The organism is Bradyrhizobium sp. A5, from assembly GCF_042076515.1.
Lineage (GTDB): Bacteria > Pseudomonadota > Alphaproteobacteria > Rhizobiales > Xanthobacteraceae > Bradyrhizobium > Bradyrhizobium cosmicum.
The window spans coordinates 2,255,653-2,276,672 of sequence record NZ_CP148990.1 but is presented as its reverse complement, the minus strand read 5'-3'; the positions used below and the strand labels follow the sequence as shown (position 1 = coordinate 2,276,672).

General features: G+C 63.5%; 18 protein-coding genes. 8 read left to right on the top strand and 10 right to left on the bottom strand.

Features of this window, described 5'->3' with window-relative positions; all coding sequences use genetic code 11:
* Positions 1-25: 25 nt before the first annotated feature.
* Both metK and WHZ77_RS10715 read right to left on the bottom strand, forming a co-directional pair.
* Entirely contained in the window at positions 26-1,222 is a 1,197-nt protein-coding gene (metK, locus tag WHZ77_RS10720) for a methionine adenosyltransferase (RefSeq protein WP_375313646.1), read from the bottom strand.
* Between the two features lie 62 nt (positions 1,223-1,284).
* Entirely contained in the window at positions 1,285-2,637 is a 1,353-nt protein-coding gene (locus WHZ77_RS10715) for a hypothetical protein (protein ID WP_015684840.1), read from the bottom strand.
* Between the two features lie 167 nt (positions 2,638-2,804).
* Here WHZ77_RS10715 and WHZ77_RS10710 point away from each other — a divergent pair, with 167 nt between their 5' ends.
* Positions 2,805-4,511 carry a caspase family protein gene (locus WHZ77_RS10710; RefSeq protein WP_375313645.1) on the top strand — a complete coding sequence of 569 codons (1,707 nt, stop codon included), beginning with the start codon at positions 2,805-2,807 and terminating at the stop codon, positions 4,509-4,511.
* Positions 4,512-4,610: 99 nt separating this feature from the next.
* Here the strand turns inward: WHZ77_RS10710 and WHZ77_RS10705 are convergent, their stop codons facing one another.
* From WHZ77_RS10705 to WHZ77_RS10680, 6 genes are all read right to left on the bottom strand, one after another.
* Positions 4,611-5,729, bottom strand: a complete 1,119-nt coding sequence (locus tag WHZ77_RS10705) for a cobalamin-independent methionine synthase II family protein (protein ID WP_375313644.1) — start codon at positions 5,727-5,729, stop codon at positions 4,611-4,613.
* Between the two features lie 20 nt (positions 5,730-5,749).
* On the bottom strand, positions 5,750-6,466 hold the full coding sequence (locus WHZ77_RS10700) for an ABC transporter ATP-binding protein (protein ID WP_143840876.1): 717 nt from the start codon (positions 6,464-6,466) through the stop codon (positions 5,750-5,752).
* On the bottom strand, positions 6,459-7,214 hold the full coding sequence (locus WHZ77_RS10695; RefSeq protein WP_375313643.1) for an ABC transporter ATP-binding protein: 756 nt from the start codon (positions 7,212-7,214) through the stop codon (positions 6,459-6,461). Before WHZ77_RS10695 ends, WHZ77_RS10700 begins: the two co-directional genes overlap by 8 nt.
* Positions 7,211-8,239, bottom strand: a complete 1,029-nt coding sequence (locus WHZ77_RS10690; RefSeq protein WP_375313642.1) for a branched-chain amino acid ABC transporter permease — start codon at positions 8,237-8,239, stop codon at positions 7,211-7,213. Before WHZ77_RS10690 ends, WHZ77_RS10695 begins: the two co-directional genes overlap by 4 nt.
* An 8-nt stretch (positions 8,240-8,247) precedes the next feature.
* The gene (locus WHZ77_RS10685; protein ID WP_038957540.1) at positions 8,248-9,117 is read right to left on the bottom strand and encodes a branched-chain amino acid ABC transporter permease; all 870 of its coding nucleotides are present in this window, start codon (positions 9,115-9,117) and stop codon (positions 8,248-8,250) included.
* Between the two features lie 132 nt (positions 9,118-9,249).
* Positions 9,250-10,425 (bottom strand): ABC transporter substrate-binding protein, encoded by a 1,176-nt coding sequence (locus WHZ77_RS10680; RefSeq protein WP_375313641.1) that lies wholly within the window; start codon positions 10,423-10,425, stop codon positions 9,250-9,252.
* A 519-nt stretch (positions 10,426-10,944) separates the two neighbouring features.
* On the opposite strand from WHZ77_RS10680, the gene WHZ77_RS10675 reads away from it, so the two are divergent.
* A complete protein-coding gene (locus tag WHZ77_RS10675) occupies positions 10,945-11,229 on the top strand; it encodes a hypothetical protein (RefSeq protein ID WP_375313640.1) in 285 nt (94 codons plus the stop codon).
* 46 nt (positions 11,230-11,275) lie between these two features.
* Here the strand turns inward: WHZ77_RS10675 and purU are convergent, their stop codons facing one another.
* On the bottom strand, positions 11,276-12,139 hold the full coding sequence (purU, locus tag WHZ77_RS10670; protein WP_375313639.1) for a formyltetrahydrofolate deformylase: 864 nt from the start codon (positions 12,137-12,139) through the stop codon (positions 11,276-11,278).
* Between the two features lie 185 nt (positions 12,140-12,324).
* On the opposite strand from purU, the gene WHZ77_RS10665 reads away from it, so the two are divergent.
* From WHZ77_RS10665 to WHZ77_RS10655, 3 genes are all read left to right on the top strand, one after another.
* Positions 12,325-13,167: a uroporphyrinogen-III synthase gene (locus tag WHZ77_RS10665; protein ID WP_375313638.1), complete on the top strand. Its 843-nt coding sequence runs from the start codon at positions 12,325-12,327 to the stop codon at positions 13,165-13,167.
* 124 nt (positions 13,168-13,291) lie between these two features.
* A complete protein-coding gene (locus WHZ77_RS10660) occupies positions 13,292-14,554 on the top strand; it encodes an MFS transporter (RefSeq protein ID WP_375313637.1) in 1,263 nt (420 codons plus the stop codon).
* Between the two features lie 168 nt (positions 14,555-14,722).
* The gene (locus tag WHZ77_RS10655) at positions 14,723-15,115 is read left to right on the top strand and encodes a hypothetical protein (protein WP_375313636.1); all 393 of its coding nucleotides are present in this window, start codon (positions 14,723-14,725) and stop codon (positions 15,113-15,115) included.
* A gap of 1,168 nt (positions 15,116-16,283) precedes the next feature.
* Here WHZ77_RS10655 and WHZ77_RS10650 read toward each other — a convergent pair.
* Positions 16,284-16,958, bottom strand: coding sequence for a Crp/Fnr family transcriptional regulator (locus WHZ77_RS10650; RefSeq protein ID WP_375313635.1), 675 nt, complete (start codon positions 16,956-16,958; stop codon positions 16,284-16,286).
* A 339-nt stretch (positions 16,959-17,297) separates the two neighbouring features.
* Between WHZ77_RS10650 and WHZ77_RS10645 the strand changes: the two genes are divergently transcribed.
* From WHZ77_RS10645 to WHZ77_RS10635, 3 genes are all read left to right on the top strand, one after another.
* Entirely contained in the window at positions 17,298-18,119 is an 822-nt protein-coding gene (locus WHZ77_RS10645) for an ABC transporter ATP-binding protein (RefSeq protein ID WP_375313634.1), read from the top strand.
* Entirely contained in the window at positions 18,116-20,047 is a 1,932-nt protein-coding gene (locus WHZ77_RS10640; protein ID WP_375313633.1) for a long-chain fatty acid--CoA ligase, read from the top strand. Before WHZ77_RS10645 ends, WHZ77_RS10640 begins: the two co-directional genes overlap by 4 nt.
* Positions 20,048-20,125: 78 nt before the next feature.
* Positions 20,126-21,019, top strand: coding sequence for a branched-chain amino acid ABC transporter permease (locus tag WHZ77_RS10635; protein ID WP_027545085.1), 894 nt, complete (start codon positions 20,126-20,128; stop codon positions 21,017-21,019).
* The last annotated feature ends 1 nt before the right edge of the window (position 21,020 follow it).

Below are 21,020 nucleotides of genomic sequence, written 5' to 3'. Positions count from 1 at the left end.
AGCGCCCCGGAATGACACGAACAAACTAGAGCGCGCGCTTGAGCTGCTCGACGAGATCGGTCTTCTCCCAGGAGAAGCCGCCCTCGTTGTCGGGCGTGCGGCCGAAATGACCATAGGCCGAGGTGCGCGCGTAGATCGGGCGATTGAGGTCGAGGTGGCTGCGGATGCCGCGGGGCGTCAGATCCATCGCCTGCGCCGCTGCCTTCTCGAGCTGTTCCTCCGGCACCTTACCGGTGCCGTGGGTGTCGATGTAGATCGACAGCGGACGCGCCACGCCGATGGCGTAAGCGAGCTGAAGCGTGCAGCGGTCGGCAAGACCGGCCGCGACGATGTTCTTGGCGACGTAGCGCGCAGCGTAGGCCGCCGAACGATCGACCTTGGTCGGATCCTTGCCGGAGAACGCGCCGCCGCCATGCGGAGCCGCGCCACCATAGGTGTCGACGATGATCTTGCGGCCGGTCAGGCCGGTGTCGCCATCGGGACCGCCGATGAAGAACTTGCCGGTCGGGTTGATGTGCCAGATCGTCTTCGGCGTGATCCAGTCCTTCGGCAGCGCCTCGCGCACATAAGGCTCGACGATGTCGCGGATCTGCTTGGACGAGATGTCCTCGACCAGATGCTGGTGCGACACCACGATCTCGCGCACGCCGACCGGCTTGCCGTTCTCGTACTGCACGGTGACCTGGCTCTTGGAGTCCGGACCCAGCACCTTCTCGCGGCCGGAGTGGCGCGCTTCCGAGATGAGGCGCAGGATCTTGTGGGCGTAGAAGATCGGCGCCGGCATCAGGTCGGGCGTCTCGTTGGTGGCGTAGCCGAACATGATGCCCTGGTCGCCCGCGCCCTCTTCCTTGACCTCGCCCGGCTGAAGCGCATCGACGCCTTGCGCGATGTCGGCCGACTGGGGATGGAGAAGGATCTCGATGTCAGCGGTCTTCCAGTGGAAGCCTTCCTGCTCGTAGCCGATGTCCTTGATCGCGGCGCGCACGACGCCTTCGATCTGCTCGTTGGTGACGGATTTCGGGCCGCGGGTCTCGCCCGCGATCACCACCTTGTTGGTGGTCGCAAGCGTCTCGCAGGCGGCGCGAATATCCCAGGGATCGATGCCGGCTTTCGGCCCTTCGCGATAGAACAGATCGACGATTTCATCGGAGATCCGGTCACAAACCTTGTCGGGATGCCCCTCGGACACGGACTCGCTGGTGAAGAGATAGGACGCGCGCATCAGTAACCCCTTGTTCCGCCGCTAAGCCGGCGGGCGTTTGCGATGTTTAGCCTTGGATTGTGTCAATCACGCCGTCGCGAGATGACGTAGGATTCGTCGAGAAACCAGAGCCCGTTGTACTTTCGCAGCACGTCCCTGGCGGCATCCAGAGCGCGGCCGTTTTGAGTCATATCTGCCAACCGGTCGTCCTCAATCTGGGCGACATAGACTGCCGCATTCCACGCTGCAAAGGCCGTCGAGGTTCCGATCGTTCCAGTAACCTCGTTGGGCAGAGCCTCCATATCATACCTGAAGATCGAGCGGTTGTCCGCGTAAACATTAAAATTCAGGTCGCGTCCCAACGATCCGAGTTCGTATTTCACGGCGCGCAATAGCTCATGGCGGCTCACTGCGAAAGGATTTTCTCCGGGCCAGATTGCCTGGATCATTTCCATGCCCGGATCCTGGCCATGGGAGTGGATTCCGATGAGCCGGCCACCCGGCCGCAACGCCCGTGCCAGAGGTGCAATGATCCGCTTTGCCCTGAAATTGACCGAGGACAACGCGCGATAGGGCTGGGATGCGATGACGAGGTCGAAATTGGCCTCGGCCTGTCCCGGCCGTGGAATGGTCGAATCCAGCAGGAACCGCTGGTCCTCGCGGTAGAGCACCAGCACGACCGGCCGCTCGTACAACGGCATGCCCGTACGCGGGCTGATGGCCGCGCGCCAGTTCTGCTCCAGAAACGGCTTCAGCTCGGCAATCTGCGTCTCGAAGTCGCCCGATGAGGCTCCCCTGAGCGGCACATCGTGCCACACGGTGGCGGCAGCGGCCGCAGGTGAGTTCGGCGTCAGCCAGGGCGCTTCCGCATAGTGCATATTGGTGAAAACGAACACCGAGGCCGGATGCTCGAACAGCCGGTCCGGGACCTTGTCCAGCGTGAGCCGGACGTCTTCCAGGCTGAGTTCCTTGCCGGCGACGTAGAACGGCATGTGAGGAAAGCGCTGATGCATCGAGCGCAGCACGCGCGCGAGCACCGAGCCGTCGCCGACGCCGGCGTCGAACACACGCAAGGCCGGCGGCCGAGGATGGATGCTGGCGAGTTCGAGCGCCACGCGTTCCGCCACCACCCGCTTCTCGCTGCAGGTGTGGACGAACAACAGGTATTTCTGCCGGTTCTCGAAGAAGCGGAAATTGCTGCGCGGATCGCGCTTTTCCGGCGGCACCTGAAGCCCCCGCGGCGGCGGCAGGCCGCCGGTCGATGCGGCGATGTAGGCCTGGATCCGCTCCAGCGTATCGACCGTGATGCGCTTTCCCTCGCGCAGCCGATGCACCAGCTTCCCATCGTTCACCGCGCGCCGGCCAAACGTCGATTCAGCCATGTCCGCCCCGCGGCAGAACTCGGTGATTTGGCTGAGGATTTCGTCGTTTTTCATCGGTGGGAATTCGGTGGGCAGAAGCGTTGGGCCCCGCCATTTAGCAAACTCTGCCCACTGATGGAATACCCTCCTCTTGCTTTACCCCAGCTCCGATGACGGGAGCGTGAACCCCGGCGCGCCGCCGGGCAACAAACAAGCGCGTCTCCTCCTACGGGATCACCGCAATGCGTTGCCTGCTCCTCGCGCTCTGCCTGCTCGCCGCAACCATGTGGTCGGCGCCCGCTGTTGCGCAGGCGCGCAGCCAGCTCGGCCCGCTCTGCACCACCGACACCACACCGGCGGACCAGATGATCGACGCCTGCAGCAAGATCGTCGCGCTGAAGGTGTTCAAAGGCGAGCAACTCGGGACGATCCATTTCTGGCGCGCGGTCGGCTGGAACAAGAAAGGCGACTATTCGAAAGTCATCGCTGACGCCACCGAGGCGATCCGGCTCCGGCCGAGCCAGGCGGCTTACAACCTCAGGGGATCGGCCTATTACGACAAGGGCGAGTACGAGATCGCGATCGCCGATTTCGACGATGCATTGAAGCTCGGACCTCCGAGCGGCACCATCTTCCACAACCGCGGCAACGCCTGGCGCGGCAAGGGCGACTTCACCAGAGCGATCGCCGACTACGATGCCACGATCAAGCTGGAGCCGAAGTCGGCGTTCTCGTTCCAGAACCGCGGCATCGCGAAGGAGGCGCTCGGCGATCTCGACGGGGCTCTGGCCGACATCAACCAGGCGATCCGGCTCGACCCGACACTGCCGCAGCCGCTGATCAACCGCACCGCGATCTGGCGCATACGCGGCGATCTCGATCGCGCCATTGCCGATGGCAGCGAGGCGATCCGGCTTGCGAAGGAAAAACTCCCCGTCAACATCATGACGCCGCCGAACAGCGTGTTGATTTCCGGCTACATCCACCGCGCGCTGGCCTATGAGGCGAAGGGCGACTACGCGCATGCGCGCGACGACTACAAGGCGACGCTGGCGATCGTGGCGTCCGACGCCGGCAGCAAGGCCAATCAGGCCACCGCAAAGGTGCGGCTGTCGCTGGTGACGGACGCGCCTACCCCGATCCCGCGCGATGCCCCGTCACCAACGACGCAGCCGGCTCAACAGCAGACCGGCATGGCGCCATCACCCTCACCTGCCCCGGGGACGCCTGGCAAGCGCATGGCGCTGGTGATCGGCAACGGCGCGTATGCGCACGTGAAGGCGCTGCCCAATCCGGCCAACGACGCGCGCGCCGTCGCCAGAAGCTTGCGCGATATCGGCTTCACGGTCTCGGAGGGCATCGATCTCGACCGCGCGTCCATGCAGAAGGTGACGCGCGACTTCCTGCGCGAGGCGGCACGGGCGCAGGTCGCGGTCGTCTACTATGCCGGTCACGGCGTGCAGGTCGACGGCCGCAACTATCTCATTCCGGTCGATGTCGAGCTGAAGGCCGGCAGCAGCATGACGGAAACGATGATCGACATGGATTCGATCATGGCCGGCCTCGACGACCAGGTCCGTACCAACATTTTGATTTTCGATGCCTGCCGCAACAATCCGATGGCGCAGCAGTTAGCAAGCGCCGGCAGCAATCGCGCCATCGAGGTCGCCTCGGGCCTCGCAGCGCCAACGAGCCTGGGCGCCGGCGCGACGCTGGGTGCGGGCACGCTGATCGCCTTCGCCACCGCGCCGGGCCAGGTCGCGCTCGACGGTGAAGGCGCCAACTCGCCGTTCTCCGCCGCCCTCTCCCGCCATCTCGGCACGCCCGGACTTGAAGTGCAGCAGATGCTGACGCGGGTGCGGGCCGAGGTGGTCTCGGGCACGAAGAGCAAGCAGGTGCCGTGGTCGAACTCGTCGCTGCTGGGCGAGGTCTATCTGGCGGCGAAGTGACGACGCGCTTGCGCGTTGTCATCCCGGGATGGTGCGCAAGCACCCGGGATCTCGAGATTCCAGGTTCGCGCTGATCGCGCCCCGGAATGACGCCATACGTCAGTTGCCCCACACTTCCTTCGCGATCTCGACCGCGAGGCTGAGCTTGGCCCACTGCTCTTCCTCGGAGAGGACGTTGCCCTCTTCGGTCGACGCAAAACCGCATTGTGGCGACAGCGCGAGCTGCTCCAGCGGCGCGAACTTGGCGGCTTCCTCGAGGCGGCGCTTGATGTCGTCCTTCTTCTCGAGCTCGCCGAACTTCGAGGTGATGACACCGACCACGACGATCTTGTTGCCCTTGGGCAGGAAGCGCAGCGGCTCGAAGCCGCCGGCGCGGTCGCTGTCGTATTCGAGGAAATAGCCGTCGTAATTGGTGCCGGCGAGCATGGTCTCGGCCACGGGCTCGTAGCCGCCTGAAGAAATCCAGGTCGAACGGAAATTGCCGCGGCAGACATGCGTCGTCACCACCATGTCGGCAGGCTTCTCGGCCAGAGCGTAGTTGATGACGCGTGCATAGATCTGCTGGAGGCCGTCCGGATTGTCGCCGCGCTCGCGCGCCTTCTGCAATTCGTCCGGCGAGCAGAGATAGGCCCACACGGTATCGTCGAACTGGAGATAGCGGCAACCGGCGTCGTAGAACGCCTTCACCGCCTTGCGATAGGTCTTGCCGAGATCTTCGTAGAAGGCGTCGAGATCGGGATAGACGTCCTTTGAGATCGCCTTGCGGCCGCCGCGGAAGTGCAACACCGCCGGCGAGGGGATCGTCATCTTGGCGGTGACGTGGGCCTGGTCCGCGCACTTCTTCAGGAAGCGGAAGTGATCGAGCATTGGATGGTCGTCGGGGAAGTCGAGCTTACCGATCACACGCACCGCGTCATGACGGGTCTGCACGCCCGCGAACTGGATTCCGGAATCGGGGTGGAACAGCTCGCAACCTGTGAGCTTGGCCAGGAAGTCGAAATGCCACCAGGAGCGGCGGAATTCGCCGTCGGTCGCAAGCTTCAGGCCGACCGAGGCCTGCTTGTGCACGACCTTCTCGATCTCCGAGTCCTCGATCTTGCGCAGATCGTCGGCCGAGATCTCGCCCTTCTCCAACCTGGCGCGGGCCTCCTTGATCTTGGCGGGGCGCAGGAGGCTGCCGACCTCGTCGGCGCGGAAGGGGGCTCTGGTTCGCTGCATTTCTTGTTTCTCCCGAAATTCTAGTGGGCCGCCGCCCCTGCAACACCGAGGTGGCGTTCCAGGACCGACGGGTCGGCCTTCAGCGCGGCGCTCGGGGCATCGTGGACGATCGTTCCGCGCTCCAATATCACAACACGGTCGGCGAGCCCCAGAATCTTTTGGGCATTCTGCTCGACGATGATGGAGCAGATGCCCCCTGCCCGGGTGATCGCGCCGATCGCCTTCAGAAGCTCCTCGACGATGATGGGGGCCAGGCCCTCGGTCGGCTCGTCCAGCAGCAGGACCTTCGGGTTGAGGGTCAGCGCGCGGCCGATCGCCAGCATCTGCTGCTCGCCGCCGGAGAGCTGGTTGCCAAAATTGCTCCGCCGCTCCTTCAGCCGCGGGAACATCTCGTAGACCTTCTCGACCGTCCAGGGACCGGGCTGCGCGACCGCGGTCATGTTCTCTTCCACCGTGAGCGAGCGGAAGATATTGCGCTCCTGCGGCACCCAGCCGATACCGGCGCGGGCGCGCTGGTCGGGTCGCAAGGTGGTGACGTCGATGCCGGCGAGCACGACGGTACCGGAGAAGCGACGGGTGACGCCGACGATGGAGTTGATCAGCGTGGTCTTGCCAGTGCCGTTGCGCCCCAGCAGCGCCAGCACCTGCCCTTCGGCGAGGCGCAGCGACATGTTGGGTAGCACCACCGCCTCACCGTAGCCGGCACGAAGCGAGTCGAGCACGAGCAGGTCAGACATTAACCACCTCCTCGCCGAGGTAGACGGCCTTGACCTGCGGATCGCGCGCGACCTGGTCTGGCGGACCTTCCGTGAGCAGCCCACCCGAGACCAGCACCGAGATGCGGTCGGCGAACGAGAAGACGAGATCCATGTCGTGCTCAATCAGCAGCACCGTGACGTCGCGCGGCAGACTGCCGACGACGGCGAGAATGTCGTGGCGCTCGCTCTCGGGCACGCCGGCCGCGGGCTCGTCGAGCAAAAGCACGCGCGGCTTGGCCGCGATCGCGACCGCGATCTCGAGCAGGCGCTGCTTGCCGTAAGGCAGCGTCACCGTCTCTTCATTCATCACGTCGAGCAGGTGGAAGCGCGTGAGCAGGTCTGCAATCTCGCCATTGACGTCGCTGCGTGTGCCCATCCGCCGCCACCAGTCGCCGCCATGTCCGAGGCGCTCGGAGACGGCGAGGCCGATGGTCTCCAAGGGCGTCAGGTCGGGATAGAGCTGGTTGATCTGGAAGGTGCGCGACAGACCGCGCAGAACGCGCTTGTGCACGGGCAGATCCGTGATGTCCTGGCCTTCGAGCAGGATACGGCCGGAATTCGGCTTGAGCACACCGGTGAGCTGATTGATGACTGTGGTCTTGCCGGCGCCGTTCGGGCCGATCAGCGCGTGGCGGGCGCCCTGTTCGATCTTCAAGGAGAGATCGCGGGTGACGCGGAGGCCGCCGAACTGCTTTTCGAGATTCCTGGTTTCGAGCGCGATGGTCATGCGTCGCTCTCCGGCAGCGCGACGTCAGCCTTGCGCCCGGCAAACTGCCTGACGATCAGGTTAGGCACATACAGCACCCAGCGATGCAGGCGCTGACGGCCGACCAGCACGATCACGACCAGCACGAGGCCGATCCAGAACTGCCAGTATTGCGGGGTGATCGTGGAGAACAATTCCTGGAGCATGCGGAAGATCACCGCGCCGATCAGCCCGCCATAGAGATAGCCGGTGCCGCCGATGACGAGCACCAGCATGAGGTCGGCCGAGCGCTCGAAGGCGAACACGTCGAGCGATGCGATCGCGGTGGTCTGGGTAAACAGCGCCCCCGCGATGCCGGCATAGAACGCCGCGAGCGTGTAGATCGCGATCAGGCGGCGGTTGACTGGAATGCCGATGGCGGCGGCGCGCAGCGGATTGTTCTTGATCGCGCGCAGCGACAGGCCGAACGGCGAGTGCACGACGCGGCGCGCGAACAGGAACAGCAGGAACAGCACGGCCAGCGAATAGAAGAAGCCGGTCTTGCCGAACATGTCGAACGGAAGCTCGCCGAAGATCGGCTGCATCTCGATGCCTTGCAGCCCGTCGGTGCCGCCGGTGATCTTGGAGAAGCGCTCCGCGAGTGCCTCCAGCAGCAGCGCGATGCCGAGCGTCACCATCAGGCGGGTCAGGTCGACGCCGCGGATCACCAGGAAGCTGGTGGCGAAGCCGAGCACCATCGCGGCAAGGCCGGCGACGACCAGCGCGAGCACGGGCTCGTTGATGATGCCGTGAAGCGCGAGCAGTCCAGCCGCATAGGCGCCGACACCGAAAAAGGCGGCATGTCCAAGCGAGACGATGCCGGCATAGCCGAGGATCAGATCGAGCGACATCGCGAACAGCGCCAGCCGCAGGATGTCCGTCATGATCAGATAGCGGGTGGGAAACAGGAAGCCGCAGGCCAGCACGACGAACCAGAAGGCTGCCTCACCATAGTGCCAGCGCGCCTGGCGCTGAGCGTGATAACCGACGTCGGACGAAGCGCTCATCGGCGAACTCAACGCGCGGCCGTGCGGCCGAACAGGCCGTTCGGGCGCCAGATCAGGATCACGATCATCATGGTGTAGATCACGAAGGGACCCATCTTCGGCACGTAATATTTGCCGGCGACGTCGCCGATGCCGAGCAGGAGCGATGCCAGGAATGGGCCGGTGATCGAGGAGGAGCCGCCGACCGTGACCACGATCAGGAAGTAGATCATGAATTTCAGCGGGAAGTACGGATCGAGTCCGAGGATCTCGGCGCTCAGCGCGCCGCCCAGGCCGGCAAGGCCACAGCCAAATGCGAACGTGAAGGCGAACACTTGCGGTACGTTGATGCCAAGGCCGCTCGCGGCGCGTGGATCGTCGACCGCGGCGCGCAGGCGGCTGCCGAAGCGGGTCTTGGCCAGCACCATCTGAAGACCGATGGTGAGCAGGCCGCAGATCACGATGATCATCAGCCGGTAGCGGCCGATGCCGACGCCGAACACGTCGAACTGGCCCTGGAGCGCGGCCGGCAAATTGATGAAGACCCGCGAGGAACCCTGGATGTAATCGACCGCTGCGACCGACATGAAGGTCAAGCCAATGGTGAACAGCACCTGGTCGAGATGGCTCCGCGCGTAGAGGTGGCGGTAGAGCGTGCGCTCGAGCAGGATACCGATCGCCGCGGAAGAGACAAAGGCGAGCGGCAGCGCGGCGAAGAACGGCCAGCCCATCCGGTTGACCAGCACCATGCAGACATAGCCGCCGGCCATGGCGAAGGCGCCATGGGCTAGGTTGACGAAGTTCATCAGGCCGAGCGTGACCGCGAGCCCGCAAGCGAGCACGAACAGGAGCATGCCGTAGGCAACGCCATCGAACAGGTTGGTGAGGATCGAGGTCATCGAGGGTAGACTGGTCCTGGTAACACTCGTCATTCCGGGGCAGCGCACGGCGCTGAACCCGGAATCCATTTCAACAATTTCGAGATCCCCGATGCGCGCAAAGCGCGCTCGGGGATGACGCGCTTTCGCGCGTCACTTCTTGGTCTTGCCGAGATCCTTGACGGCCTCGAAGGTTGCGAACTCGACGTTGTAGAGTTCGCCGTCGACCTTCTCGACCTTCCGGATGTAGATGTTCTGCACGATGTCGCGGGTCTCGGGATCGATGGAGATCGGGCCGCGGGGGCTTTCCCACTTCTGGCCCTTCATGGCCTCGACCAGCTTGGTGCCGTCGGTGTCGCCGCCCGTCTTCTTCAGCGCTTCGTAGATCAGGTGGATGCCATCATAGCCGCTCACCGCCATGAAGCCCGGACGGTTGCCGTAGGCTTTCTTGTAGGCCGCGACGAAATCCTTGTTCATCTGCGAGGGATGCGCCGCAGAATAGAGATGCGCAGTGACCGTGCCGAGCACGGCGTCGCCCATGTTGTTGAGTAGATCGTCGTCGGTGACGTCGCCCGGCCCGATCACCTTGATGCCGGCCTTGTCGAGGCCGCGCTCGGCATATTGCTTCATGAAGTTGCCGCCCTGGCCGGCCGGCACGAACACGAAGATCGCGTCGGGCTTGGCATCCTTCATGCGCTGGAGGAACGGCGCGAAATCGGGATTGGCGAGCGGCGTCTTGACCTCTTCGACCACCTCGCCGCCGCCAGCGGTGAAGTGCTCCTTGAAGAAGTTGAGCGCGTCATTGCCGGGCGCGTAGTCCGAGGTCAGCGTCGCGACTTTCTTGATGCCGTTCTTGACCGCCCAGTCGCCGATGATGGTCGACGACTGCGCCAGCGTGAAGCTGGTGCGCACGATATAGGGCGAGCGCTCGGTGATGATGGAGGTGCCGGCCGCCATCACGACTTCCGGGATCTTGGCCTGCGTTGCGAGCGGCGCGGCGGCAAGCGCAGCCGGCGTCACGCCGAAGCCGGCGATGAAATTGACCTTGTCGTTGACGATCAGCTCCTGCGCGGCGGTCTTGGTCTTGTCGGGAATCGCGGCGTCGTCCTTGAGAATGATCTCGATCTTCTTGCCGGCGACGGTGTCGCCCTTCTGCTGCATGTAGAGCTTGATCGCGTTCTCGATCTGCTTGCCGGTGGAGGCCTGGCCGCCGGTCATCGGCAGGATCAGGCCGACCTTGACGGTGTCCTCGGCCTTTACAGGCGCGACGGCCGCGAGGCCCGCAATGGCTACCATCGCAGCCCAAGAAAACTGTTTGCGTTCAAACATCAGACTATCCCTCCCCTTAATTCCTGACCTCTTGCGCGCCGGACCGAGTGCCCGATCCTTGGCCTCATCTTAGCTCACGCGCGAGTGATGTCGCGCGCCACATGGCGTCTTCGGCGCCCTTATTGTCAATCGGACGTTTGGCGACCATTCGGCGCAAGCCGAGCGTCCGATTGCGACGACGGGGAGCGATGTCGCGGTTACGCGGGAGTAACCCGAGCCCCGGATCCGGCCGCGCCTATTTGTACGATTGTACAAATAAAATGTACCTGTCAACGAAAAAACCTATCCGCCGACCAAGCCAATTTGTCGCGAGCCGATGTCGTAGTCTAGAAACGCGACCGCCCCGGTGGATAGAGAATTTCGTCTTTCTTTTGCAGGATTCGGACATCGGCGGAGCCCTGGCCAGCCAAAATCAGGTAGCTGAATACCTACCTCGAATAAGTCTATTTTACCTTGTTGAAGGCTACTCTCCCGGCGCCAGACTGACTGGCGTCCAATGACCGAACTCGTGCTCACACAATGCCCAAGCCTTTCCGCCCCCTTCTCGTTCTCGCAGTGCTCGCCGCGGGGCTGTGCGGTTGCGGCACCGTAAACGAGAGGCTCTCGGCCGGCGTGGGTGACTACGTCCCCCAATGGGCGGGCGGCCTGCCCGCCGACGCTCCGCCGCGCCCGGGCACGCCGCAATACGACGCCTACATGAAAGAGCGCGAGCGCAAACGGTTGATGCCGGCGGCGGATCGCGAGAAGGAAGAGCAGGCGCAGAAGGGCGCGACGGGATCGACGTCGGGGACCGCGGTGCGCTGAGGCAGTCCGCTCCCTCGCCCCGCAAGCGGGGAGAGGTGAAGATACGTCAATCCACGAACACCACCGTCTTGCGGCCGTTGAGAATGACGCGGTCATCCAGATGATAGCGGATCGCGCGGGCGAGCACACGGCGCTCGATGTCGCGGCCCTTGCGCACGAGGTCCTCGGGCGTATCGCGATGGCTGATGCGCTCGACGTCCTGGTCGATGATCGGACCCTCGTCGAGATCGCGCGTGACGTAATGCGCGGTGGCGCCGATCAGCTTGACGCCGCGCTCATGGGCCTGGTGATAGGGCTTTGCACCCTTGAAGCCCGGCAGGAACGAGTGGTGGATGTTGATGCAGCGCCCCGACAGCTTTGCCGAGAGATCGTCCGACAGGATCTGCATGTAGCGGGCGAGCACGACGAGATCGGTCCCGGTCCTGGCGACCAGATCGAGAATCTGCCCCTCCTGCTCGCGCTTGGTGTCCTTGGTAACGGGCAAATAATGGAACGGGATGCTGCCGAAATCGAGTCCATCATAGACGTCACGCGGATGGTTGGAGACGATCGCGGCCAGCGTCATCGGCAACTCGCCCGTGCGCCAGCGATAGAGGATGTCGACCAGGCAATGGTCGGACTTCGACACCAGCAGCATCACCTTGCGATGCGCGGCGCGGTCCCGCATCTGCCACTCCATGCCGAAGCGCTCGGCGATCGCGGCAAATCCGGTCTGGAGCGCGGATAGTTCCACGGCGAGATCGGCCGCGGTGAACACCACGCGCATGAAGAACTTGTTGGTCTCGGTGTCGTCGAACTGCTGGGCGTCCAGGATGTTCTGTCCGTTGTGGGCCAGGAAGGTCGACACCGCAGAAACGATGCCGGGGCGATCCGGACAGGACAGGGTCAGGACATATTGATGATCGGGCATGGTTTGAAGAACTGGCTCTCGACGAAGGTTTGGGCAAAGGCTCGCGAAACACCGCGATTTGCGCCCTGCTCTATCACCGACCCCGCCCCTGCGCCAATCCCAAGACTTGATCCTCACACTTGCTTCACCCCGATGCGTGGGGTCAGGATGAACGGACCATTGCCATTGACTCACCGGAGACGCCCATGGCCGACCGTTTGAACGGCACCCGCATCCTGATCCTGGAAACGCGCGAGGAAGCGCAATTTTCCAAGCTGCTGGCCGAGCAAGGCGCCGATGTCGTGCAATGCCCGATGTTCACCATCCACGACGCGCCGGACCCCGCCCCGGTCGAGGCCTGGATCCGCCGCGCCGTCGACAAGCCCTTTGACGACCTCGTGCTGATGACCGGCGAAGGCCTGCGGCGAATCATGAAGCTTGCACGGGCGCGTGGGCTCGATCAGGCCCTCATTGCAGCGCTCGCCAAATCGCGAAAATTCACCCGCGGGCCGAAGCCCGGCAAGGCGCTGCGCGAGGTCGGCCTCGAGGCGCAGCAGACCACGGAGAAGCCGACCACCGAGGGCGTGATCGAGATGCTGGGCAAGCTCGAGCTGAAGGGACGGCGCATCGGCCTCCAGCTCTATCCGGACAAGGACCACGGTGCGCTCACCGGCGCGCTGACCGCGCAGGGCGCCGATGTCGATAGCGTGCTGCCGTATATCTACGATTCCAAGGCCGCGGATGCCAGCATCGTCACCGCCATCGACGACCTGGCCGAGGGACGAATCGATTCCATCGCGCTGACCAATCTCGGCCAGGTCCGCCGGCTGATCGAGGCCGCGAAGGCGCATGGCAGCGAGGCGAAGCTGCGCGCAGGTCTGGAGCGGACGCTGATCGCCTCGGTGGGGCCGGCGGTCTCCGGCGAACTTGCCGCGCATGGCCTGCGCACCGATGTCTCGCCGGCGGACGAAGCCTATTTCATGCGTCCGTTGATCTCGGCCATGGCAGCGGCGCTGGCAGAGCGGAAGCCGAGAACCACGACGAGGTAGGAGCCGAGCGCAAGGGCGGCCTGCGGCGGTTCCGATTGACACGAACATCGCCAGCGCTACGTTGCCGACGCAAACAAAGAAACAACAAGGGCAAGGGAATCGCCGTGATACGCGTCATCGCGCAGTGAGCGCAGCCACGCGGCCTTCGGCGCTCGCGCCATTTCGCATCCGCAACTACCGTTTCCAGTGGCCGTCCGACCTGCTCACCTCCTGGGCGTTCGAAGTCGAGACGCTGGTGCTCGGCTGGTACATCATGGTCGAGACCGGCTCGGTGCTGCTGCTCACCGTGCTTGGGTCGCTGCAATTCGTCGGGACGCTGGTTGCGCCGGTGTTCGGCATGATCGGCGACCGCATGGGTCATCGCGATCTCCTGGTCGCGATGCGCCTTGCCTATACGGCGCTCTCGTCGACCATCATGGTGCTGGCGCTGACCGGTCACCTGACGCCGTTCAGCGTCATGATCATCGTGACGATCATGGGGATGATCCGCCCCTCGGATCTCGGCGTCAGGGGCGCGCTGCTGGCCGAGATCATGCCGGCCGAGCAACTGGTCGGCGCCATCAGCGTTGCACGCACGACCCAGGACAGCGCGCGTATCGCCGGAGCGTTGACGGGCGCCAGTCTGTTCGCCGTCCTCGGCATCGGTCTCGTCTATCTCGTGATCGCCTGCCTCTACTTCGCGGCCGCGCTTCTCATGCTCTGCCTGACGCGGCCGGAAAGGTCCGTCATCACAAGCGATCTTCCTCCGAACAGCCACGTCGTCTCGCGCTTGCTGGGCGATCTCAAGGAAGGGATCGTCTACGCCTGGAACGGCCCGGGCATGCGCGCGGCGCTGTGCGTCGCCTTCCTGGCCAATCTTACCGCATTTCCCTTCACTGGGGGATTATTGCCCTACATCGCGCGCGAGATCTTCCACACCAACCAGACCGGCCTCGGTTATCTCTCGGCGAGCTTCGCCGTTGGCTCGCTGATCGGATCGATCACGCTCAGCCTCGTCAGCGGACTGCGCATCGCCCGGCTTCTGATCGGCGCGACGCTGGCCTGGTACGCCATGCTGTTGGTGTTCGTCGAGATCAGGACCATGCCGGCGGCGATGGCTTGCCTCGTGCTCGCCGGCATCGCCCAGAGCATGTCGATGATATCGGCTGCCGTGATCCTGATGCGGACGGCCAGCGCACATCTGCGCGGCCGCGTGATGGGCGTGCGCATGATGGTCATCTACGGCCTGCCGATCGGATTGCTCGCGGCCGGCAGCCTGATCGACATCATCGGCTATTCCGCGACGGGTTCGCTCTATGCCGCCGCGGGCTTCATCGCGATGCTGGCGATCGCGATCCGCTGGCGCGCCGATCTGTGGCCGCTGCATGCACCCGCCAATGCGCGGTAGGGCGTGTGATCATAAATTGGGGGACGCCGTTTGACGTCGGCTATGCCCTTTGATAGCGGCCCGAAATCGAAATGTCGCAAGACTTCCGCGTTGGGCCAGAAAACGACAAAGAAACTCGGGCATGTTATGAAGGACCGGACCCGACAGGTGTTGTCAAACGAGAAAACGATGGCAAACGCGACGATTCGCGATTTGGAGGGCGGAGCGGCGTTATGCACTTGGTTTGAAGGCACTCCTTCATTCCACGATGCGAAGCTCCGTGAGCTTGAACTTCGCCAAGGCGCACCAGGTCGTCTGGTCGTGCATACATTCCGGATGGGCTCGGAAGTCGATGCTCAGAGGTACTTTCCGCTAACGAAACATGTAGCCGTGACCCTGACGATCTTTGATCTGATCGGTGTTGAACTGTTTGAATTTCTGGAAGCCGGCATCATGGATGGGCTCGACGTGGAGATCGACCATGACGGAATCACACTCAGCTTTGATTCGAGTTACGGCGTGCATGGACAAATCAAGGCAAAACGAGTTGCCGTTGGGTTCGAGCCGCAACAACCGGAATAGCACGCGTAGGATGGGTTGAGCCCTTGCGAAACCCATCATGCTTCGTCAGCGGCGAACGGATAGATGGGTTTCGCTGGCGCTCTACCATCCTACGGGCCGATCTCGGCGATGGCCTCCGCGCTTGCGGAGCGGAAGCCACCGGCAGCCGCGAGTTGATCCGACCTGCCTTGCCTCTCACCGAAGCGGCGGCGGGAATGGAGGCGGCGGCGGCGGATACGGCGGCGGCGGGTACGGGGGCGGAGGCGGCAACGGACGACGCCATCGTCGACGCGGCGGAGGAGGCGGAGGTGGTAGCGGCCGTCGCATGCCCGGCGGAGGAGGAGGTCCGGGTGGAGGCGGAGGAAAGGGCTGCGCCTCGGCGCCAGCCTGACTCATGATGATAGTTGCCGCGCCGGCAAAAACCGCAAAAACTCCGCGTCGCGTGAAACGTTCCACCATTCTGTTGGACTCCTCATTGCCTCGCGACGCATCTTGCGCGACGTGCAATGTAAGCACGTCCATTGTAACTGGACATTTCTGTTTGATTTCAGTTTGTAATTCAGCGCACGTAAGGATGGGTTGAGCCCTTGCGAAACCCATCATGTTTCGTCATCGGCAACGGATTGATTGGTTTCGCTGGCGCTCTTCACATCATGCGGGCTCGGCGAGCCGACCTCTGGCCGGTCAACGCTCCCGCCAATGCGCGGTAAGTGCGTGTCTTTACATTTGGCTTAGGGCCAAACGAAGAAGATTAATCTTTCGGCGGGTCCGTCTGGCGTGAACGAAACAGCGGCGATATCGCGAACCACATAACGGTCCACCAGAAGACCAGCAGGCAAAGTCCAAACCATAGATGATGTGAGCCTTGAGTGACAGATCCCAGAAAGCATCTCACGCCTTTCGGTGAGCATATCACGTCCGATAGGCGGACCAGCCAGATTGCCGGCATCCAAACGAACAAGAACAGGGGTTGCCAGGTGCCGTAACTAAAAAAACCTGCCGCAATCGCGCCTAAGGCGCTGAGCAAACCAGATATCAAGTGCAAGACCATCCGCATGATTGCCCATAAATTCGAACGATGGCTCGCCGTAGCCCGCGTAAGATGGGTTGCCCCCTTGCGAAACCCATCATGCTTTGCCAGCGGCGAACGGATTGATGGGTTTCGCTGGCGCTCTACCCATCCTACTGGCTAATCCCCATACCCGCGCAGCTTCTCCACATCGAGAATGGTGACGCCGCCATATTCGAGCCGCAGCAGGCCCTCCTTCTCCAGCCGGTTCAGCGCGCGGTTGGCGTTCTGGCGGGACATGCCGGAGAGCGCGCCGATCTCTTCCTGGGTGATCTCCAGATGCGCGGTCGATTCCGGATAGAGGATCGGGTTGAACAGCGAGGCGATGCTGCGCGCGAGGCGCGCGGTGGCATCCAGCGTGCGGTTGACCTCGAGCATGCCGATGAACTGGCCGAGCCGCTCGTTGAGCTGGCGCACCAGGAAGCGGTTGAAGCCGACGCTGTTCTCGAACAGCCACATGAAGGCGCTGCGCTCCATCAGCGCGACGCGGCTGCTCCGGAGCGCGACCACGTCGTAGCGGCGCGGCTCGTTCTTCAGCACGCTGCCCTCGCCGAACCAGGCCCCCGCCGTCAGCCCGGCAAGGCTGGTCTCCTTGCCGTCGCGCGAGACCCCGCCCATCCGGGCGAGACCGAACACCATGCCGGCCCAATAGTCGAACGTGTCGCCGCGCATGAACACGGTCTCTCCGGTGCCATAGGACCGCTCCGTGATGCCTGCGCGAGCGACCTCGATCTCGGCCTGCGTCAGCTCGCGCGACCAGGCGGCGACGCGCTTCAGTTGATCCTCTGAAATCATGATCCCGAAGCCAGACGCACCGTTTCGTCACCCAAAGTCTTCTGCTGCATCGCAACACGATTGTCTCGACAGCCATCCGACGAAAGACGAAGGCCGCGGCCACCCGAAAAACTTTCTCGCAGAATTGTCAGCCGCAAGACATTCCAAAATAGCGCTTTCCCCTATTGAGGGCCACCTTGGGCGATGCGGCTTTTCATCCCGAACGGGATGGAAAGCGGTGCGGCGTTCGGTGGAGACCATCTGCTGCATGGCCTCGCCGGCATAGCCGTACTAGGGTTGCCCGGCAGGAACCGACGAAGAGCGCCGCTGAACGCGCCATCACCGGGAGGGATTTGTTTGGTGGCTACCAGTCTTGAAGTGCGCGGCGTGTCCTTGCGATTCGGCGGCGTCCGGGCGCTGACCGATGTCAGCTTCGCGATCAGGGATGGCGAGCTGTTCTCGATCATCGGCCCCAACGGGGCCGGCAAGACCTCGATCGTGAACTGTATTTCCGGTCGCTACAAGCCGACCGAGGGCCATCTGTTCTATGGGGATCGCGACATCACCGGCCTGACGCCGAACGCCCGCGCCTCGCTCGGCATCGGCCGCACCTTCCAGAATCTCGCGCTGTTCCACCACATGAGCGTGCTCGACAACATCATGGTCGGCCGCCATCACCTCTTGAAGAACAATTTCCTCACGGGCTCGCTGTACTGGCTCACCGGCGCGCGCAAGGAAGAACTCGAACATCGCCGCAAGGTCGAGGAGATCATCGACTTCCTGGATCTGCAGTCGGTGCGCAAGGCTCCCGCCGGCACCCTCTCCTACGGTCTGCGCAAGCGCGTGGAGCTCGCGCGCGCCATGGCGCTGGAGCCGCGCCTCATCCTCCTCGACGAGCCTATGGCTGGCATGAACTTCGAGGAGAAGGAGGACATGGCCCGCTACATCGTCGACCTCAACGAGGAGTTCGGGATGACGGTGGTGATGATCGAGCACGACATGGGCGTGGTGATGGACATCTCCCATCGCGTCATGGTGCTGGATTTCGGCCGCAAGATCGCCGAGGGCGATCCGGCCGCGGTGCTCGCCGACCCCCACGTCAAGCGCGCCTATCTCGGCGAAGAGGACGAGGTGCTGGTCGATCCCGACGATGCCCCGCCGGCGCAGGAGAGCGCGGCATGATGGATTATGCGGGCCGCGTCGCGCAGGCCGATACCTATCCGAAAATGCTTCGGCTCAATGCCAAAGAGCACGGCAACGAGATCGCATTGCGCGAGAAGGATCTCGGGCTCTGGCGCCCGTTTACCTGGAACGACTACCAGAACCGCGTCCGCGACTTCGCGCTTGGCCTCATCGAGCTCGGTCTCGGCCGCGGCGACGTCATCGGCATTATCGGCGACAACCGGCCGGACTGGGTCGCTGCGGAAGTCGCCACCCATGCGATCGGCGGCCTCAGCCTCGGGCTCTATCGCGACGTGCTGGACGAGGAGGCTTCATACCTGCTCAACTATGGCGAAGCCCAGCTCGTCTTCGCCGAAGATGAGGAGCAGGTCGACAAGCTGCTTGTGCTGGCCGAACGTGCGCCTGATCTGAAGCACATCATCTATTCCGACCCGCGTGGGATGCGGAAATATGACGATCCCAGGCTGATGTCGGCGGAGAAATTCGCCGAACTCGGGCGTGCGCGGGCCACCCGCGAACCGGATCTTTACGACAAGCTCGTCGACGCCACCAGAGGCGAGGACGTCGCGATCCTCTGCACGACGTCGGGCACCACATCGCATCCAAAACTTGCGATGCTCGCCGCCGGCCGCGTGCTCGGCCATTGCGCGACCTATCTCGCCTTCGATCCGAAGGGACCGGACGACGAGTACGTCTCGGTGCTGCCGCTGCCCTGGATCATGGAGCAGGTCTATGTGCTCGGCAAAGGCCTGCTCTGCCGGATGAAGATCAACTTCGTCGAAGAACCCGAGACGATGATGAACGACCTGCGCGAGATCGCGCCGACATTCGTGCTGTTTGCACCGCGGGTCTGGGAATCTATCGCCGCCGACGTCCGCGCCAGGGTGATGGACGCAACGCCCTTCAAGCAGCGCCTGTTCGACATCGGCATGAAGTCGGGCCTCGCCGCGCTCGCAGAGGGCAAGCGTTCGGGCTTTGCCGACGCGATCCTGTTCCGCGCGCTGCGCGACCGGCTCGGCTTCACCCGCCTGCGTTCGGCCGCCACCGGCGGCGCGGCGCTCGGGCCCGAGACCTTCAAGTTCTTCCAGGCCATGGGCGTGCCGCTGCGCACGCTCTACGGACAGACCGAGCTTTTGGGAGCCTACACGCTGCATCCCGAAGGCAAGGTCGATCCTGACACCACGGGTGTGCCTATGGCCGACAGCGTCCAGATCCGCATCGACAATGCCGACGTCCACGGCGTCGGCGAGATCGTGGTGCGGCACCCCAACATGTTCCTCGGCTATTACAAGAACCCCGAAGCCAGCGTCGCCGACCTCAAGGACGGCTGGATGCTGTCGGGCGATGCCGGCTATTTCAACGATAACAAGCAGCTCGTCGTCATCGACCGCATCAAGGATCTCGCCGAGACGTCGCGCGGCGAGCGCTTCTCGCCGCAGTTCATCGAGAACAAGCTGAAATTCTCACCCTATATCGCCGAAGCCGTGGTGCTCGGCGCCGGTCGCGACGCGCTCGCGGCAATGATCTGCATCCGCTACTCCATCATCTCGAAATGGGCGGAAAAGAACCGCCTCTCCTTCACAACCTACAGCGACCTCGCCTCGCGGTCCGAGGTCTACGCCCTGCTCAAGAAGGAAGTCGAGACCGTCAACGCCACATTGCCACCGGCGCAACGCATCTCGCGCTTCCTGCTGCTCTACAAGGAGCTGGACGCCGACGACGGCGAGCTCACCCGCACCCGAAAAGTGCGCCGCAGCGTCATCAACGAGAAATACGAAGACATCATCGACGCGATCTACCGCGGCGATGCTGACATTCCCGTCGACACCGTGATCCGCTTCCAGGACGGCACCACGCAGCGCGTCCGCACCACGCTGCGGGTGGTGGACTTGGGCGGCCACGGGCACATGGCGGAGGCTGCGGAGTGATCTCGCTTCCGATTCAGAGCGCACACCAATCGATGCGCCCTCTCCCCGCAAGCGGGGAGAGGCGAAGGATAGCATAACATGAACACCGCCTTCCTCATCCAGCTCCTGGTCAACGGCCTCGTGGTCGGCACGCTCTATGGCGTGGTCGCGATGTCGTTCGTGCTGATCTACAAGGCGACACAGGTCGTCAATTTCGCGCAAGGTGAATTGCTGCTGGTCGGCGCCTGGGTGTGCTGGGCCTTGCTTGCCAAATATCAGGTGCCGTTCTGGATCGGCATGCCGATGACGCTGGTGTTCATGTTCGTGTTCGGCATCGCGATCCAGGTCCTGATCCTGCGGCCGATGATCGGCGAGCCCATCATATCCGTGATCATGGTGACGATCGGCCTCTCGACCGTTCTGCAAGCGACGTTGAAATGGATGTTCGGCGTCAACCCGCAGCCGTTCCCGCGCGTGTTCGAGAGCCAGTCGGTCAGCCTGTTCGGGCTCCAGATCCAGACCGTCTATGTCATGAGCCTCGTGGTCTCGGTCGCCATGATGATCGGCATGGCCTGGTTCTTCCGGGCTTCGAAGTACGGCCTCGCGATGCGCGCCACCGCGTTCAACCAGCAGGTGGCGCAGTCTCTCGGCATTTCGGTCAAGAGCGTGTTCGCGATGGCCTGGGCGATCTCCGCCACCGTATCGGCGGTCGCAGGCGTGGTCGTCGCCGTCGTGAACGGCGTTTCGTCCGGCCTCGCCGCCTACGGCATCAAGGTGTTTCCGGCGGCGATCCTCGGCGGGCTCGACTCCGTCGGTGGCGCCGTGCTCGGCGGCATCATCATCGGGCTCCTGGAAAACATCGCGCAATATGTCGACAGCGAGTATCTGCACTGGGGCAATCTCTACGAGATCGCGCCGTTCTACGTCCTCATCATCGTGCTGATGATCAAGCCTTACGGCCTGTTCGGCACCCACGACATCGAGCGGATCTGAT

Bases quoted from the DNA above. Each gene is read 5' to 3' on its own strand.
- metK (WP_375313646.1), bottom strand. From the start codon at position 1,222: ATGCGCGCGTCCTATCTCTTCACCAGCGAGTCCGTGTCCGAGGGGCAT.
- WHZ77_RS10715 (WP_015684840.1), bottom strand. From the start codon at position 2,637: ATGAAAAACGACGAAATCCTCAGCCAAATCACCGAGTTCTGCCGCGGG.
- WHZ77_RS10710 (WP_375313645.1), top strand. From the start codon at position 2,805: ATGCGTTGCCTGCTCCTCGCGCTCTGCCTGCTCGCCGCAACCATGTGG.
- WHZ77_RS10705 (WP_375313644.1), bottom strand. From the start codon at position 5,729: ATGCAGCGAACCAGAGCCCCCTTCCGCGCCGACGAGGTCGGCAGCCTC.
- WHZ77_RS10700 (WP_143840876.1), bottom strand. From the start codon at position 6,466: ATGTCTGACCTGCTCGTGCTCGACTCGCTTCGTGCCGGCTACGGTGAG.
- WHZ77_RS10695 (WP_375313643.1), bottom strand. From the start codon at position 7,214: ATGACCATCGCGCTCGAAACCAGGAATCTCGAAAAGCAGTTCGGCGGC.
- WHZ77_RS10690 (WP_375313642.1), bottom strand. From the start codon at position 8,239: ATGAGCGCTTCGTCCGACGTCGGTTATCACGCTCAGCGCCAGGCGCGC.
- WHZ77_RS10685 (WP_038957540.1), bottom strand. From the start codon at position 9,117: ATGACCTCGATCCTCACCAACCTGTTCGATGGCGTTGCCTACGGCATG.
- WHZ77_RS10680 (WP_375313641.1), bottom strand. From the start codon at position 10,425: ATGTTTGAACGCAAACAGTTTTCTTGGGCTGCGATGGTAGCCATTGCG.
- WHZ77_RS10675 (WP_375313640.1), top strand. From the start codon at position 10,945: ATGCCCAAGCCTTTCCGCCCCCTTCTCGTTCTCGCAGTGCTCGCCGCG.
- purU (WP_375313639.1), bottom strand. From the start codon at position 12,139: ATGCCCGATCATCAATATGTCCTGACCCTGTCCTGTCCGGATCGCCCC.
- WHZ77_RS10665 (WP_375313638.1), top strand. From the start codon at position 12,325: ATGGCCGACCGTTTGAACGGCACCCGCATCCTGATCCTGGAAACGCGC.
- WHZ77_RS10655 (WP_375313636.1), top strand. From the start codon at position 14,723: ATGGCAAACGCGACGATTCGCGATTTGGAGGGCGGAGCGGCGTTATGC.
- WHZ77_RS10650 (WP_375313635.1), bottom strand. From the start codon at position 16,958: ATGATTTCAGAGGATCAACTGAAGCGCGTCGCCGCCTGGTCGCGCGAG.
- WHZ77_RS10640 (WP_375313633.1), top strand. From the start codon at position 18,116: ATGATGGATTATGCGGGCCGCGTCGCGCAGGCCGATACCTATCCGAAA.
- WHZ77_RS10635 (WP_027545085.1), top strand. From the start codon at position 20,126: ATGAACACCGCCTTCCTCATCCAGCTCCTGGTCAACGGCCTCGTGGTC.